The organism is Bordetella genomosp. 5 (genome assembly GCF_002261315.1).
GTDB lineage: Bacteria > Pseudomonadota > Gammaproteobacteria > Burkholderiales > Burkholderiaceae_B > Bordetella.
The window spans coordinates 312,852-327,350 of sequence record NZ_NEVP01000010.1; the positions used below are offsets into that span (position 1 = coordinate 312,852).

Here is a 14,499-nt window from a genome sequence, read left to right on the forward strand (position 1 = left end):
TGTACTGGCGATCCTGCTCCTTCTGGACACGCCGCCGGCGTGCCGTCCTCCTTGCTCGTCGCCGAACTCAAATCCTTCTATGCCGTGGCTCGCTGCGGCACCGTGACGCGCGCGGCCGCCCAGCTCGGGGTGAGCCAGCCGACCGTCACGGGGCAACTGCGCCAGCTGGAATCGCGCTATGGGATCGAACTGTTCCACCGCCAGGGCCGCGGCCTGCGGCTGTCGGACGCGGGCCACCGCCTGATGCCGCTGGTCGAACGGCTGGTGCAACAGGAAAGCGAGATCGAGTTCCGCCTGCGCGACGCCAGCGAGCTGCGCGAGGGCCAGTTGCGGGTGGGCGCCACGGGCCCCTTCTACATCATGGAGACGGTGCGCCAGTACAACCAGCGCTACCCCGGCGTGGAGCTCAATCTCAGCATCGGCAACTCGCAGAGCATGCTGCAGGCCTTGCACGAGTACCGCATCGACGTGGCGACCTCGTCGTATGCGCTCGACGACAAGCATCTGTACCGCCGCATGATCGCGGCGGATCCGCTGCGCGTGGTGGTGCATCGCGAACACGCGCTGGCCGCCCGCGGCGAGGTGCGCCTGGCGGACCTCGCGCCTTACACCCTCCTGCTGCGCGAACCCGGCTCGATGACACGCCAACTCACCGAGCAGGCCCTGGCCGATGCGGCCGTCTCACCCGCGCGCGTGCTGGAAATCGGCAGCCGCGAATCGATCCGACAGGCCGTGCTGTGCAATCTCGGGCTGAGCCTGATCCCGGCGCGCGAAGTGCCGGCCCATCCTCAGCTCGCCGCGCTGGCGCTGGCCGATGCCCGCATCCTGATGCACGAATACCTCTATTGCCTGCGCGAACGCCAACCGGTGCAACTGATCGCGCGATTTCTCGAGCTGGCGCCCCTGGCCGCCGAGCCCCCGAGCGTCCTCGACGCGCCGCCCACCGAAGCGCCCGCCGCGCCCTGAGCGGCCCGGCCCCCGGAGTCCATCATGCCCCTCTCGCTCTACGACATCGAACACATCTTTCTGGAACGCGGCCATCGCTCCTACGACGGCGAACCGGTTAGCCATCTGAAGCATGCCCTCCAGACCGCGACGCTGGCCGAGCAGAACGGCGCTCCGGCGGCCTTGATCACGGCCTGCCTGCTGCACGATCTGGGTCACCTGATCGCCGACGATCCCGACACACCCACGCTGCGTGGCGTGGACGACAAGCATCAGTATTTCGTGCTGCCCTTCCTGCGCGGTCTGTTCGACGCGCAGGTGCTCGAGCCGATCCGCCTGCACGTCGAGGCCAAGCGGTATCTCTGCTATGTCGAGCCCGGCTACGCGATGATGCTGTCCGACGACTCGCGCCGCAGCCTGCGGCTGCAGGGCGGCGCCTTCGAGGCCGGTCAGGCGCTCGACTTCGCCTCGCTACCGGGCGCCCCCGACGCGATCAAGCTGCGCCGCTGGGACGACCAGGCCAAGTCGCCCGGCATGGTCACCGGATCGCTGGTGCACTTTCTGGAGCTGGCCGAGAGCATCAGCAAACGCGCCCGCCTCGCGGCGGTGAGCTGACGCGCCCGCCTCGTGGCGGTGAGCTGACGCGCCGCCGGGCGCAGGGTTCAAGCTTGGGAACCGCGCCCGGCGCTGCGCTCAACCCTTGGCGACCGGACGCGCCGGATCGCTGCACCATTCGCTCCAGGAGCCCGGATACAGCCGCGAGCCGGCGAGGCCGGCGATTTCCATCGACAGCAGATTGTGGCAGGCGGTGATGCCCGAGCCACACTGGTGCACGATCGTCTCCGGCGCGCGGCCGTCGAGCAGGCGGGTGAACTCATCGCGCAGTTGATCGGCGGGCTTGAAGCGGCCATCGGCGGCGAGGTTTTCGCCGTTGGGGCGGTTCAGTGCGCCGGGAATGTGACCCGCGACCGGGTCCATCGGCTCGACTTCGCCGCGGTAGCGGTTGGCCGCGCGGGCATCGATCACCGTGAACGCGGGCGCGTCGATATTGGCCAGCACGGCGTCGGCATCGACCGTCGGCGCCAGCGACGGCGCGGCGGTCACGTCCTGCCGCGGCGCCACCGCGGCCTGCGGGCCCGTCGCCTCGGGCTGCCCGGCCGCCTGCCAGGCCTGCCAGCCACCGTCGAGCACGACGACGCGGTCGTGACCCATCCAGCGCAGCATCCACCACAGGTGGGCGGCATACATGCCACCGCTCGCGTCGTACGCGACGACCAGCGTGCGCGGCGTCACGCCGTGCGCCGCCATCAGGCCGGCCAGCGCGCCGCGCTCGGGCAGAGGATGGCGGCCGTTCTTGCCCGTCCGGGGCGCGGCCAGCTCCTTTTCGTGGTCCAGGTAGATCGCGCCGGGAATGTGGGCCGCGTCGAAGGCGCGGCGGCCGGCGGCATGGTCCATCAGGTCATGGCGCACGTCGAACACGCGCACGTCGGGCTCGCCCAGCCGGGCGGCGAGATCGGCAACGGAAATCAGCGTCTGGGACATCGAAAGCTTCCTTCTAGTAACGGGCGGGCCGGACGATCGCGCCGTGGGCGTCGCTCAGGCGCCGGCCGGATCCCGCATGGTACGCCACACCGAAAGCAGGCCCGCGAGAATGATCAGGCCCATGCCCATCCAGGCCAGTGTGTCGAGGTGATCGTTCCACACGCCCATTCCGATGAGTGCGGCAAAAATGATGGTGGTGTATTGCAGCGCCGCCGTCAGCAGCGCCGAGCCGTGCCCGAACGCGCGGGTCATGGCGAGCTGGCCGAAAAGTCCCGCCGCCCCCACGCCCAGCAGCGCCAGGTAACCCTCCAGATCGGCCCGGCCCCACCCCTCGAGGAGCAGGCCGATCGCGCTGCTCAGGCACACCCCGACAGAGAAGAACAGCACCGTGCGCCACTCGGGCTCGCCGATACGGCCGAGCTGGCGGATCTGCAACATGGCGACGGCCGACATCGCGCCGGCGCACAGGCCCAGCAACGCGGCGAGCCACTGGTCATCGGTGATGCTGGGCCGCAACACCGTGATCACCCCGAGGAAGCCCAGCGCGACGGAGGCGATACGAACGGGATCCCGTTGCGTGCCGCCCCACCCCAGCATCCAACAGGCGATGAACAGCGGCGCGGTGTAGTTGAGGCTGGTGGCGGTGGCCAGCGGCAGATGGGCGATGGCGAAGAACCCCAGCCACATCGACGACACCCCCGACACATTGCGCCAGAGGTGCAGCTTCCAGCTGGTGGGGACGATGGACTGGCGGGCGGCGCGCGCCCACAGCAGCAACAGGATCACCGAGGGCAGACCGCGAAACAGCACGATCTGGGGCAAGGACGCCCCGTGCTCGGTACCCAGCTTCACGAAAGACCCCATGACGGCGAACATGGCCGACGCCACTAACATCCAAAGTGCCTGCATGGGGGGGCTGCCGCTCGAGAAAAGGGGTAAAGATGGGGAAAGCGATACTATACTCCCCCCGTAAAACCCCGCCGGCATTCCGGGGAACCGTACGCTCGCCGTACGGTCGAACGGGGGACCATAAACAAACGGAGCGGGTGACGCGCCGTCCGGATCGGGGTCCGGAACGTCCGCGCCACCTCTCGCATAGGGAATCAATCAAGCATGAAGCGTATCTTCCTGTTTTTGCTTACCAACTTTGCCGTCATGCTGGTGCTGTCGGCAACGCTGCGCATCCTGGGCGTCGACCGGTTCATCACGGCCAACGGCCTGAACCTAAACGCACTGCTGGTGTTCTCGCTCGTCATCGGCTTCGGCGGATCGTTCATTTCGCTGCTGATGAGCAAATGGCTGGCCAAGCGCAGCACGGGCGCCGAGGTCATCGACCCCAACGCCCCGCGCAGTCAGCGCGAAGCCTGGCTGGTCGACACCGTGCATCAGCTGGCCGACCGGGCCGGCATCGGCCGCCCCGAAGTCGCGATCTACGAAGGCGCGCCCAACGCGTTCGCGACCGGCGCGTTTAAAAACGACTCGCTCGTGGCCGTCTCGACCGGCCTGCTCGAAAGCATGAGCGAAGAAGAAGTCACCGCCGTGCTGGGCCACGAAGTGGCGCACATCGCCAACGGCGACATGGTCACCCTCACCCTGATCCAGGGCGTGGTCAACACCTTCGTCGTGTTCTTCGCGCGCATCGTCGGTTACTTCGTCGACAAGGCCATCTTCCGCACCGAACGCGGCATCGGCCCCGGCTACTACATCACCGTGATCGTCTGTGAAATCGTGTTCGGCATCCTGGCCTCCATCATCGTGGCCTGGTTCTCGCGCCAGCGCGAGTACCGTGCCGACGCCGGTTCGGCTCAGCTGCTGGGCGCGCGTGAGCCGATGATCAACGCGCTGGCCCGTCTGGGCGGTCTGGAGCCGGGCGATCTGCCCAAGTCCTTCCAGGCTGCCGGCATTTCGGGCCGTGGCGCGGTCTCGGCGCTGTTCGCCTCGCACCCGCCGATCATGTCGCGCATCGCCGCCCTGCAAAACGGCCGCGCCAGCTGATCGACCGCGTCCGGGGGGCTCGACGCCCCCGCGCCGCAGCCGCGGCAAGCGCAAAAAAACCCGCGAAGGTCAGACCTTCGCGGGTTTTTTCTTGCCCGGCCGAAGCCGCGCCGCTCAGTCGAGCGTGAGGATCGTTGCGCCGGTGGTCTTGCGCGACGCCAGGGCGGCCTGCGCGTCGCCGGCCTGTTCGAGGCTGTAGCGCTGGTCGATGCGCACCTTGATCTGCTTCTTGCTGACCAGGCCGAACAGCTCGTCGGCGGCGGCCTTGAGCTTCTCGGGGGTGTTCACGTGCACACCCAGCGACGGACGGGTCAGGTAGAGGCAGCCCTTCTGGTTCAGGATGCCGACGTTCACGCCGGTGACCGGGCCGGAGGCGTTGCCGAAGCTCACCATCAGACCGCGCGGCTCCAGGCAGTCGAGCGAGGTTTCCCAGGTGTCCTTGCCCACGCCGTCGTAGACCACCGGGACTTTCTTGCCACCGGTGAGCTCGAGCACGCGCTCGGCCACGTTTTCACGCGAATAGTCGATGGTTTCCCAGGCGCCGTTCTCGCGGGCCAGGGCCGCCTTTTCGGGGCTCGACACCGTGCCGATCAGCTTCACGCCCAGGGCACGCGCCCATTGGCAGGCAATCAGGCCCACGCCGCCGGCGGCCGCATGGAACAGAATGGTTTCGCCGCCCTGCAGGCGGTAGGTCTGGCGGAACAGATACTGCACCGTGAGGCCCTTGAGCATCAGGGCGGCCGCGTCGTCGAAGCTCACGCTCTTGGGCAGCTTCACGACCTGGGCGGCGGGCACGTTGCGCGCCTGGGCGTAGGCACCCAGCGGGCTCTGGCCGTAGGCCACGCGATCGCCCACCTTCAAATGCTTGACGTCGGCGCCCACCGCCTCGACCACGCCGGCGGCCTCGAAGCCCAGACCGTGCGGCAGCGGATGCGGGTACAGGCCCGTGCGGTAGTAGATATCGATGAAGTTGAGGCCCGCGGCATGCTGGGCGATCGTGACTTCATTGGCCGCGGGCGGCGGCACTTCGACCTCGACCACCTTCAGGACTTCGGGACCGCCGTGCTGTTCGATGCGGACTGCCTTGACGAGCTTGCTGGCCATGCGGGCCTCCTTGCGGAAATGACGATGAAAAGGAAACAAACGAATTCGAAGCACCGGCGCGAAGCCGCCCCGGCTACCCGGGGGCACGCCGCCGGCTGGTCAGAACGAGCACGCCACCCAGCACCAGCGCCGTGCCGGCCAGCTGCCAGGCGGTGATCGGCTCGTCGAGGAACCATGCCGCCAGGAACAGCACCGAAACCGGGCCCATCATCCCCAGCAGCGACGCGGTCGGCGCGCCGATCAGCGCGACCGCCCACATCAGCATGAACACCGGCACCACCGTGTTGAGGGTGGCGTGGATCAGGGAATAACCATAAACACCGGCCGGCTGCAACAGCACCTCGGGCGGATGCACCAGGAAGAACTGGATCACACAGGCCACGCAGGACACCAGCATGGCGTAGGCCACCAGACGGGTCGCGCCCACGCGCTTGACCAGCTCGCCGGAGCAGATCAGATAGACAGAATAGCTGAGCGCGGAGCCGAAAACGAACAAAGACCCCAACAGCACCTCGGATCCGGCGCTCTGCCCCACGTCATGGGCGAAAACCAGCACCACGCCGGCGTAAGACAGGACCATGGCCCAGGCCTGCTGCCGCGACACGCCGCGCTTGAACCACCATGCCGACAGCAGGACCACGAGCGAAGGAGAGAGGAACAGGATCAGTCGCTCGAGCCCGGCGGACACGTAGCGCAGCCCCAGAAAATCCAGGAAGCTCGACAGGTAATACCCCAACAGTCCGAGAAGTATCAGCTGGACCCGCTCGCGGCCCGTCAGCACGGGAATCTCGCCGCGGGCCGCGCGGCGGGCCTGCCACCAGGCCACGGCGGCAAAGAAGGGCATCGCGAACAGCATCCGGAAAGCAATCAGCGTGACCGCATCGATCCCGTAGCGGTAGGTGAACTTGACGACGATGGCCTTGGCCGAGAACAAAATGGCACCGAGGCCCGCCATGGCATAGCCGGCCACCATCTGGGCCTGGCGCGAGCCCTGCAAATGCTCTTGAAGTGGATTCATGCGATGATTTTAGTTTGTCCCCCGACGCACTCCCATGACTCGCCAACGTGCCCTGCTTTACATCCATGCCGCCGCCGTCCTTTTCGGCCTGACCGGCGTTTTCGGTGAGTTGATTCAGGCCAGCGCGGCCGTGATCACGGCGGGCCGGGCGATCTTCGCGGTGCTCTCGCTGGGCGTCTTCGCGCGGATCCAGCGCCGCTCGATGCTCGGCGTGCTGACGCCGGCCCAGATTTTCGTGCTCGTGATCGCGGGCGCCCTGCTCGCCGGCCACTGGGTCACGTTCTTCATCTCGGTCAAGGTGGGCGGCATCGCCATCGCCACGCTGGGTTTTGCCAGCTTCCCGGCGTTCATCACGCTGTTCGAAGGTCTGGTCTTCCGCGAAAAAGTACGTGCCGCCGAGTGGGCGGTGCTGGCCCTGGTCACCCTGGGACTGGTGCTCGTGACGCCGTCGTTCGATTTCGCCGACCAGGGCACGGTGGGGCTGCTGTGGGGCCTCGCCTCCGGGCTCTCGTTCGCCCTGCTGGCCCTGACCAACCGGCGCGCGGCCGCCGGCATGGACGCCATGCAGGTGGCGGGCTGGCAGAACGCCATCGTCGCGCTGATCGTCCTGCCGTTCGCGGTCGGTCAACTGCCGGCGCTGGGCGCCATGGACTGGCTCTGGATCGCGCTGCTGGGCGTGTTCTGCACGGGCCTTTCACACTATTTGTTCGTGTCGAGCCTCACCAAGCTCAACGCCCGCAGCGCCGGCCTGGTGATCGCGCTCGAGCCGGTCTACGCGATCGGGTTCGCCTGGGTCCTGTTCGCCCAGGAGCCCACCGGCCGCATGCTGGCCGGCGCTGCCCTCATCGTGGCGGCCATCGTCTGGTCGGGCTTGCGCAAACCCGCCCACTGACACGGCGGCGGCCAAAATAACGAAATAACGACCGATCTCGACAAAATTTCCGCCACCTCAGCACGCCAGGGCGGCCACGAATCGCACTTTTTCTATATTTCCGAATCCTGACGATCGATAGCCTGAGTGTAGTAACCAAGGTGAAGTCACCATGTCTACGCTCGATCCCAGGTCCACATCGCCCCTCGCCCATTCGTCTGCACTGACGCCCGCCCCCACCGGCCGAAGCGCATTCGCCAATCTGCCGCATCGGCCGCATCCGCGCCGGCCTGCGCGCGCCTGGCTCGCGCCCGCGTCCCGGCGCAGCAGGTTGTTCGCCCGGAGCGAGCCCACCCCCAGCACCGACCATGCCCCGGCCAGCCGCACGGTCGAGCGCGTGGTCGCGTGGATGCCCGCGGCGCTCGCCCTCCTGGTCACCATCTTCTATGCGGGGCTCGTCGCGCTCTGGCTGCTTCCTTCGTGCATCACCCCCGTCGACCTCGGCGCGCTCCACTGGTCGAACAAGGTCTTCTACGGCGCGTGCGTGCTGGTCGCGATCGCCCTCGCGCTGGCGCCCTGGGCGGCGCTTCATCGGCATCACGCCTCCGACCTCGACCACGCGCATGCCTTACCTTGAGATATCCCCGCCCCGGCGCACGCGCCGGGGCACCTTTCACCGCTCCCCCAACCGCCCTGCTTCAGGGTATTCCCTGGGGGCGGCATGTCTCTGTGATATTCGTCGTTATCCCCGAAGGATTCCTATAGTAAAACCGACAGAGAGCATCCGTCCCCTAGCGCCTGGCCTCCTCACACACTCCGGTACCAGACAAAGAAAAATATGTTTCCAGGTCGCACTTCCTCTTGTCGCGTCGTCGTGGCGGACGATCATCCGCTCGTTCAGATCGCGATTTCGCAAATGCTCTCCGCCGACGGCGACTTCACCGTCGTGGCATCTGCAAACTCCGGCGAAGAGCTGTTGCACACCCTGCAGGCCACCCCTTGCGATCTGATCGTCACCGACTTCGTCATGCCTCCCTTTGAAGAAGCATCGACCAGCAATCTCGATGGCATCCGTCTCATCGGCCTGCTTCGGCGCAAGCACCCCTCGATCCCGATCGTGGTTTCGACCACCGTGCCCAACGGCGGCATCCTCAAAAGCATGATCACGGCCGGAGTACACGGCATCGTCGGCAAGGACGAGCCGAGCCAGATCCTGGCCCAGATCTGCAAGAGCGTGATGTCCGGCGCAAAGCCGCCGGTGCTGAGCCCTCGGGTCGCGATGCGGCTGGGCCATTACGTCGCGCCGTCGCAGATCGCCACCGTTCAGCAGTTGTCCCAGAAAGAGAGCGAGGTTGTCCGACTCTTCGCGCAAGGGCACTCCCTGACCGACATCGCGCGCCAGCTCAACCGGGCGATCACCACCGTCGCCACCCAGAAGCGCTCGGCCATGCGCAAACTCAACGTCAACAACAACGCCGACCTGATCCGCTACGCGGCCGACACGGGCATCGTCTAAATGGAGCGCTATCTTTCGTCGTCTCGCAGTTCGCCGCTGCGGGCCATGCAGGCCCTCGAGAAAAACCTCAAGCGAGAACAGCGCATGTTCTCGCTTTTCCTGGGGATTCTCGTGTGCGTGCTGGTGGGGTCGGCCTTCGTCATGCTGGCCAGCAAGGTGTCCCACACGCTGCGCCTGTACGAACAATCCGTGCGGCTTGCCGATGAGTCCGCCAGTGCGGTGGTGGTGCGCCGGCTCGCCATGCTGGACACGGCCCGCTACCTCCTCACCGCCCGCACGCCTTCGGGCGAGCTTCAGCGCGATGTCGAGACCAGCTCGCTGTGCCGGGGCGAATCGCTCACGCTGCAGCAGAGCGAGTATCCGCTGTTCAGCGCCTGCCAGGACGCGACCGCCCTGCTCGTGGCGAATGGCGGCGACGCCCCCTTGCTGATCGCCGACCTGACGACGGATGCCCTGGTCGAACACAACTTCCCCACGGCCCGCACCGACCAGCTGATCATGACCTCGGCCGGCCTCACCTACATGCGCGAGCAGTATCTCAATCATGTTTCCGAGGGGCCCCGCAGTCTGGCCGGCGCCAAGTACGGTGCCGCCCGGCGTGTGGTCTGGGCCGTCCCGCCGGCCGAATGGAACCTCGGTCAGCACACCCTGCTCGGCATGGCCGCCGTCAGGAACAGCACCGGCATGCAATTGCTGCTGGCCACGTCCATCGAGCTCTCCGACCTGCGCCCCACCTTCGCCCACGACACGAACCAGGGCAACATCGCGCTGATCGATGCCGGGGGCCACGTGCTGGCCGGCACGCTTCCGATCCCGGACGCGGCGGTGCTGTTCCAGAGCACCAGCCCGATGGCCGATGGCGAATTCAAGTTGATCACGCCGTTCGAATGGGGCATGCGCTGGTCATCGCGCTCGTTCGAGGGCGCCACGATCGTGGCCGTGGTCCCCTGGACCGAGCTCGCGAGCGTGCTGCGCACCGAGCTGCTGCTCGGCTCCTGCCTGACCTTGCTGGCGGTCTCGGCCCTGCTGGCCGGCGGCAAATTCTGGCGCTACCAGTTCATTGGCCGCACCTACCGCGAAGCCAAGCTGGCGCTCGAACGCGAAATGCTGCATCACTTGCTGGTGCACGCATCGCCCATCGGCCTCGGCGTGGTTCGACGCGAAGGGTTCCGGGTGATGGTGGCCAACGACCATTTCCGCCGGGTGCTGCAGCTCGAGGCCAACGCCTCGGAGCTGCCGACCGCGTTCGTGGCCGCCTTCGCCACCCAGACCCTGGAACGCGCAGCGCCCGACGGCGACGACCCCGACATCCGCAAGTTCTCGTTTTCCTTCACCGTCGACGACAAGGAAGCGAATCTCGAGGTCACGTTCGCGCCCGCCACGCTCAACGGCGACGCCGTCTATTTCTGCGCCATCGCCGACATGACGACCCACGTCCAGGCCGAGAACGCCCTGCGCCAGGCCAAGGCCGCGAGCGACCAGGTCGCGAAAGCAAAGCTGCAGTTTTTCGCCTCGATGAGCCACGAGATCCGCACGCCGCTGACCTCCCTCACCGGCAACCTCGAGCTGGTGTCGCGCGGTCCGCTGTCCGCGGAGCAACGCGCGCGGGTCGTAGCCATGCAGTCGTCCACCAACGATCTGCTGCAGGTCGTCAACGACGTGCTGGATTTTTCCAAGATCGATGTGGGTCACCTGCAGCTCACGCCCGAGTGGACGCCCCTGCTCGAACTGCTGAGCAACGTGGCCATCGCGCATCTGCCCGTGGCCAACCGCCAGAAGCTCGATTTCTATCTGGTGGCCTCGGAGCACCTCCCGGGCCGGATCCGCATCGACGCGCTGCGGCTCACCCAGGTGCTCAACAACATCATCAGCAACGCGTTCAAGTTCACCAAGTCGGGCAAGGTCGTCCTGCGCGCGGACTGGATCGATGCGCAACTCGTCCTGACATTGACAGACTCGGGCATCGGCATTCCCGAAGACCTCCTGCCGCGGCTGTTCCAGCCTTTCGTGCAGGGCGATCAGCACCGCCTGACCCAGATCCGCGGCACCGGTCTGGGCCTGTCGATCTGCTCCCGCCTCGTCACGATGATGGGCGGCACGATCGCACTGCACAGCACGCTGGGCGTCGGCACCCGCGTGGATATCCGCCTTCCGTTCGACAGCGCCGATCAGGAGCCCGCGACCGGCTCGCGCTTGCCCGCGCCGGCACGCATCGCGGTGCTGGCCCAGGCATCCGAATACACCGAATGGTTCAACGGCGTGTTCGCGGGCGAAGCCACGGTGCTTCATGTCGCCAGCCCGGCCGAGACCGGCCTGTCCGCGCGCTACGACTGCCTGGTCGCGACCGACGAGTTCGACCTGTCCGCCATCGAGGTCGTGTGGGGCGGCACATCGGGCATCGTACTGGCGGGCCAGGCCGGGCCGCTACACCCCGAACCCACCCCGGCCGGCGCGCTGCGTGTGTGCGCGTACAGCCTCGCCGGTCTTGTCGCCGCCGTGGCCGACCCCAGGCCAGCCACTGCGACGCGCGCGTCGGCCGACTCCGCCGCCACCTCGTCGCATGCGTCCGCCGGCACGCCCTCACCGGCCGCGTCGACGCTGCCTGACACGAGCACCGACGCCTCCGGCCAGCCCGAGGGCACGCCTCTCGTGATGACCGGGTTGACCGTACTGGTCGCCGAAGACAACGCACTCAACCTCGCCTTGCTGCAAGACCAGCTGCGCACGCTGGGCGTGGACACCATCCCCGCACACGACGGCCTGCAGGCGCTCGAGCAATTCAAGAAACACCGCGTGGATGCCGTGCTCACGGACGTCAACATGCCTGGGTTGGGAGGCTACGAGCTTCTCAGCGCATTGCGTGAGCGCGATCCCGACCTGCCCGTCTATGCGATCAGCGCCAGCGTGCAGCCCGACGACATCCGCTCGGGACGCGACCACGGCTTCACCGACTACCTGACCAAGCCCTTGCCCCTCGCTGCGCTCGAGGCGGTGGTGCAGGATCTGCTCGCGACGGCGCGGGCACCCGAGGGCTCGCCGGACCTGCCCGACGTGCCCGACATCTACCGCGACATCCTGGCCACGCAGATCGAGCGGGATCTGAGCGCACTGCCCGACGTCCGCGCCAGCCAGGACGTGGCGCGACTCGAACGCTGGATTCATCGCGTGTGCGGCGGGCTCATGCAACTGGGCCCTTCCGGGCTCGCCGACCTGTGCAGCGAGCTGCTCGACATGAGCAGAGCGGGCGGCGCCTGGACAGAAGACATCGACGCGCTGACCACCGAGGTCGCGCAGGGCCTGCAGACGCTGCTGAGCCAGACGCGACGCGCACCGCCCGCGTGAGGCGGTAGCGCGCACGAGACGGCAAGGCAGCTCGCGTCGTAAGCCGGGCGCGCCGGCTGCCGCTTATCGAACCCGGCGCGTGTTGACATTAATTGCCTAGGCAGTAAAATCCAGCCATGAGCTCGTCCCCTGTCCCGTCCGGCGAATCCGCCATCCCTGTCGTCCACTATCGCGCCGACAGCGTGTGCATGTCGGACGACAACATCGGCTTTCTGATCAAGCTGGTCTACAACTCCATGAACCGCATGCTGGATCAGGAGATGGCGCCGCTGGATCTCACGGCCATGCAATGGCGGCCGCTGGCCATGATTTTCCGAGGACGGGCCGACACGCCCGCCGAACTGGCGCGACTGATCGGCGTCGATACCGGCGCCATGACGCGCACGCTCGACCGTCTCGAGGCCAAAGGCCTGCTGCGGCGCGTGCGCAGCCAGGAAGACCGGCGTGTCATCAAGCTCGAACTGACCGACGACGGCCAGGAGAAGGCCCGGGAGATTCCGCAGTACATTGCCAAGGTGCTCAACTTGCACCTGCGTGGTTTTTCGGCCGACGAGACCGCGCAGGCGCGCCACCTGCTGATGCGCATGCTGGCCAACGGCTCCGCCGCCGGACTGCCCGCAGTGCGCTGAAGGCCCCTGCTTCCGCCCGCGTCCCACCGACGCGGGCAGGCTGCCGGGCTTTTTTTGGCCTAATTAATTGCCTAGTCAAATACCAACTTGATCAACTACTTTCAGCAAATCGTCAGGATGAAACGCCTACTTATCACCGCATGGGTGCTGACCCTTTCGGGCTGCGCCCTGATGGACCCGGCGCCCGAGCCGGTGGCGCAATGGGATGCCGCCCAGCATGGCCTGAGCGTGCAGGAGACGGCCTGGCCCGACGCACGCTGGTGGCAACGATATGGCGATCCGCAGCTCGATGCGCTGGTCGACGATGCCATGGCGGGCAACCCGTCGCTGACCGCGGCGCAGGCACGCCTGGCGCAAGCCAACGCGGCCGTGGCCGGTGCCCGTGCCCCGCTGTTCCCGCGGGTGGATGCCAACTACCAGCTCAGCCGCGAACACCTGTCGGGCAACTATATCCAGCCCGCGCCATTGGGCGGCTCGGTGGTGAGCGACAACCGGCTGGCGCTGGATTTCAGCTATGAGCTCGACTTCTGGGGCAAGAACCGCTCGCGCCTGCAAGCCGCCGTATCGCAACGGGATGCGGCCGAGGCCGACGCCCAGGCAGCGCGCAATCTGCTGGCCCGCTCGGTCGTGGCCAGCTATCTCAACCTGCAGAACGCCTATGCGCAACGTGACGTGATCTCGCGCGTCATCGCGCAGCGCGACGACGTCCTCAAGCTCACCCGCGACCGCGAGGGCGCCGGTCTGGACACGCAGGTCGAGGTCAAGCAGGCCGAGTCCGCCTCCGCCGCCGCCCGTGTGCAGCTCACGCAGGTCGAGACTACGCTCGCGCAATTGCAGAATCAGCTGTCGGCACTGACGGCGGCGGGCCCGGATCGTGGCCGGTCCGTTCGGCCCTACGCGCTCACCGCGCCCGATGGCGTCGTGCCGCAGGCCGTCTCGCTCGAGCTGCTGGGCCACCGCCCCGACGTGACCGCCGCCCGCTGGCGCGCCGAAGCCGCGCGCCATGGCATCGACGCGGCCAAGGCCGAGTTTTATCCCAACGTGAATCTGGTCGCCTTCGCCGGGCTGCAATCGCTCGGCACCAACATGCTGTTCGATCGGTTCTCGCGCACGGCGGGCATCGGTCCCGCCATCACGCTGCCCATCTTCCATGGCGGCGAGCTCAACGCCAATCTGTCCGGCCGGCGCGCCGATGCCGATCTGGCGGTGTCCGACTACAACCAGACCGTGCTCGACGCGGTGCGGCAGACGGCCGACGCGATCGATTCGCTGCGCCTGATCGACCGCGAGAAGGCCGAACAGCGCCAGGCGCGCGAGGCCATCGACGCCGCGTATGACCTGGCCGTCCGGCGCTACCGCAACGGCCTCGGCAACTACCTGGCCGTGCTGCTGGCACAGGACAGCGTGCTGACCCAGGCCCGCCTGGACACCGACCTGAAGAGCCGCGCCTATCAGCTCGATGCCGACCTCGCCTATGCGCTGGGCGGCGGCTACGACGCGAAGGCCACCGCGCCCGTCTCACCCTCTACCCACTGAT

At 67.3% G+C, this 14,499-nt stretch carries 13 protein-coding genes; 9 read left to right on the top strand and 4 right to left on the bottom strand.

All coding sequences use genetic code 11. The annotated features are described in order from the left end of the window. Window positions 1-51: 51 nt before the first annotated feature. Complete coding sequence (locus tag CAL25_RS16885) at window positions 52-966, top strand: LysR family transcriptional regulator (RefSeq protein WP_094802094.1); 915 nt, start codon at window positions 52-54, stop codon at window positions 964-966. Between the two features lie 24 nt (window positions 967-990). Next, complete coding sequence (locus CAL25_RS16890) at window positions 991-1,560, top strand: phosphonate degradation HD-domain oxygenase (RefSeq protein WP_094802097.1); 570 nt, start codon at window positions 991-993, stop codon at window positions 1,558-1,560. A gap of 78 nt (window positions 1,561-1,638) precedes the next feature. Here CAL25_RS16890 and CAL25_RS16895 read toward each other — a convergent pair whose 3' ends face one another. Together CAL25_RS16895 and CAL25_RS16900 are read right to left on the bottom strand one after the other, a co-directional pair. Beyond that, complete coding sequence (locus tag CAL25_RS16895) at window positions 1,639-2,487, bottom strand: sulfurtransferase (protein WP_094802099.1); 849 nt, start codon at window positions 2,485-2,487, stop codon at window positions 1,639-1,641. A 54-nt stretch (window positions 2,488-2,541) separates the two neighbouring features. Further along, on the bottom strand, window positions 2,542-3,396 hold the full coding sequence (locus CAL25_RS16900; RefSeq protein WP_094802101.1) for a DMT family transporter: 855 nt from the start codon (window positions 3,394-3,396) through the stop codon (window positions 2,542-2,544). Window positions 3,397-3,600: 204 nt separating this feature from the next. Between CAL25_RS16900 and htpX the strand changes: the two genes are divergently transcribed. Beyond that, the gene (gene htpX / locus CAL25_RS16905) at window positions 3,601-4,482 is read left to right on the top strand and encodes a protease HtpX (RefSeq protein ID WP_094802103.1); all 882 of its coding nucleotides are present in this window, start codon (window positions 3,601-3,603) and stop codon (window positions 4,480-4,482) included. A 114-nt stretch (window positions 4,483-4,596) separates the two neighbouring features. Here htpX and CAL25_RS16910 read toward each other — a convergent pair whose 3' ends face one another. Further along, a complete protein-coding gene (locus CAL25_RS16910; protein WP_094802105.1) occupies window positions 4,597-5,586 on the bottom strand; it encodes a quinone oxidoreductase family protein in 990 nt (329 codons plus the stop codon). A 73-nt stretch (window positions 5,587-5,659) separates the two neighbouring features. Further along, the gene (locus tag CAL25_RS16915) at window positions 5,660-6,604 is read right to left on the bottom strand and encodes a DMT family transporter (protein ID WP_094802109.1); all 945 of its coding nucleotides are present in this window, start codon (window positions 6,602-6,604) and stop codon (window positions 5,660-5,662) included. Window positions 6,605-6,638: 34 nt separating this feature from the next. On the opposite strand from CAL25_RS16915, the gene CAL25_RS16920 reads away from it, so the two are divergent. The 6 genes from CAL25_RS16920 (at window position 6,639) to CAL25_RS16945 (ending at window position 14,498) form a co-directional block, all read left to right on the top strand. Next, on the top strand, window positions 6,639-7,496 hold the full coding sequence (locus CAL25_RS16920) for a DMT family transporter (RefSeq protein ID WP_094802111.1): 858 nt from the start codon (window positions 6,639-6,641) through the stop codon (window positions 7,494-7,496). A gap of 151 nt (window positions 7,497-7,647) precedes the next feature. Further along, window positions 7,648-8,112 carry a hypothetical protein gene (locus CAL25_RS16925; RefSeq protein WP_141217944.1) on the top strand — a complete coding sequence of 155 codons (465 nt, stop codon included), beginning with the start codon at window positions 7,648-7,650 and terminating at the stop codon, window positions 8,110-8,112. Window positions 8,113-8,313: 201 nt separating this feature from the next. Beyond that, window positions 8,314-8,991 (top strand): response regulator transcription factor, encoded by a 678-nt coding sequence (locus tag CAL25_RS16930; RefSeq protein ID WP_094802115.1) that lies wholly within the window; start codon window positions 8,314-8,316, stop codon window positions 8,989-8,991. Then, entirely contained in the window at window positions 8,992-12,333 is a 3,342-nt protein-coding gene (locus CAL25_RS16935; protein WP_094802117.1) for an ATP-binding protein, read from the top strand. A gap of 116 nt (window positions 12,334-12,449) precedes the next feature. Continuing rightward, the gene (locus tag CAL25_RS16940) at window positions 12,450-12,962 is read left to right on the top strand and encodes a MarR family winged helix-turn-helix transcriptional regulator (protein ID WP_094802119.1); all 513 of its coding nucleotides are present in this window, start codon (window positions 12,450-12,452) and stop codon (window positions 12,960-12,962) included. A 117-nt stretch (window positions 12,963-13,079) separates the two neighbouring features. Then, the gene (locus CAL25_RS16945) at window positions 13,080-14,498 is read left to right on the top strand and encodes an efflux transporter outer membrane subunit (RefSeq protein ID WP_094802121.1); all 1,419 of its coding nucleotides are present in this window, start codon (window positions 13,080-13,082) and stop codon (window positions 14,496-14,498) included. The last annotated feature ends 1 nt before the right edge of the window (window position 14,499 follow it).

What these genes read in the sequence shown, in the direction of transcription:
- CAL25_RS16915 (WP_094802109.1), bottom strand. Translation starts at nt 6,604, where the DNA reads ATGAATCCACTTCAAGAGCATTTGCAGGGCTCGCGCCAGGCCCAGATG.
- CAL25_RS16890 (WP_094802097.1), top strand. Translation starts at nt 991, where the DNA reads ATGCCCCTCTCGCTCTACGACATCGAACACATCTTTCTGGAACGCGGC.
- CAL25_RS16910 (WP_094802105.1), bottom strand. Translation starts at nt 5,586, where the DNA reads ATGGCCAGCAAGCTCGTCAAGGCAGTCCGCATCGAACAGCACGGCGGT.
- CAL25_RS16900 (WP_094802101.1), bottom strand. Translation starts at nt 3,396, where the DNA reads ATGCAGGCACTTTGGATGTTAGTGGCGTCGGCCATGTTCGCCGTCATG.
- CAL25_RS16895 (WP_094802099.1), bottom strand. Translation starts at nt 2,487, where the DNA reads ATGTCCCAGACGCTGATTTCCGTTGCCGATCTCGCCGCCCGGCTGGGC.
- htpX (WP_094802103.1), top strand. Translation starts at nt 3,601, where the DNA reads ATGAAGCGTATCTTCCTGTTTTTGCTTACCAACTTTGCCGTCATGCTG.
- CAL25_RS16945 (WP_094802121.1), top strand. Translation starts at nt 13,080, where the DNA reads ATGAAACGCCTACTTATCACCGCATGGGTGCTGACCCTTTCGGGCTGC.
- CAL25_RS16930 (WP_094802115.1), top strand. Translation starts at nt 8,314, where the DNA reads ATGTTTCCAGGTCGCACTTCCTCTTGTCGCGTCGTCGTGGCGGACGAT.
- CAL25_RS16935 (WP_094802117.1), top strand. Translation starts at nt 8,992, where the DNA reads ATGGAGCGCTATCTTTCGTCGTCTCGCAGTTCGCCGCTGCGGGCCATG.
- CAL25_RS16940 (WP_094802119.1), top strand. Translation starts at nt 12,450, where the DNA reads ATGAGCTCGTCCCCTGTCCCGTCCGGCGAATCCGCCATCCCTGTCGTC.
- CAL25_RS16925 (WP_141217944.1), top strand. Translation starts at nt 7,648, where the DNA reads ATGTCTACGCTCGATCCCAGGTCCACATCGCCCCTCGCCCATTCGTCT.
- CAL25_RS16920 (WP_094802111.1), top strand. Translation starts at nt 6,639, where the DNA reads ATGACTCGCCAACGTGCCCTGCTTTACATCCATGCCGCCGCCGTCCTT.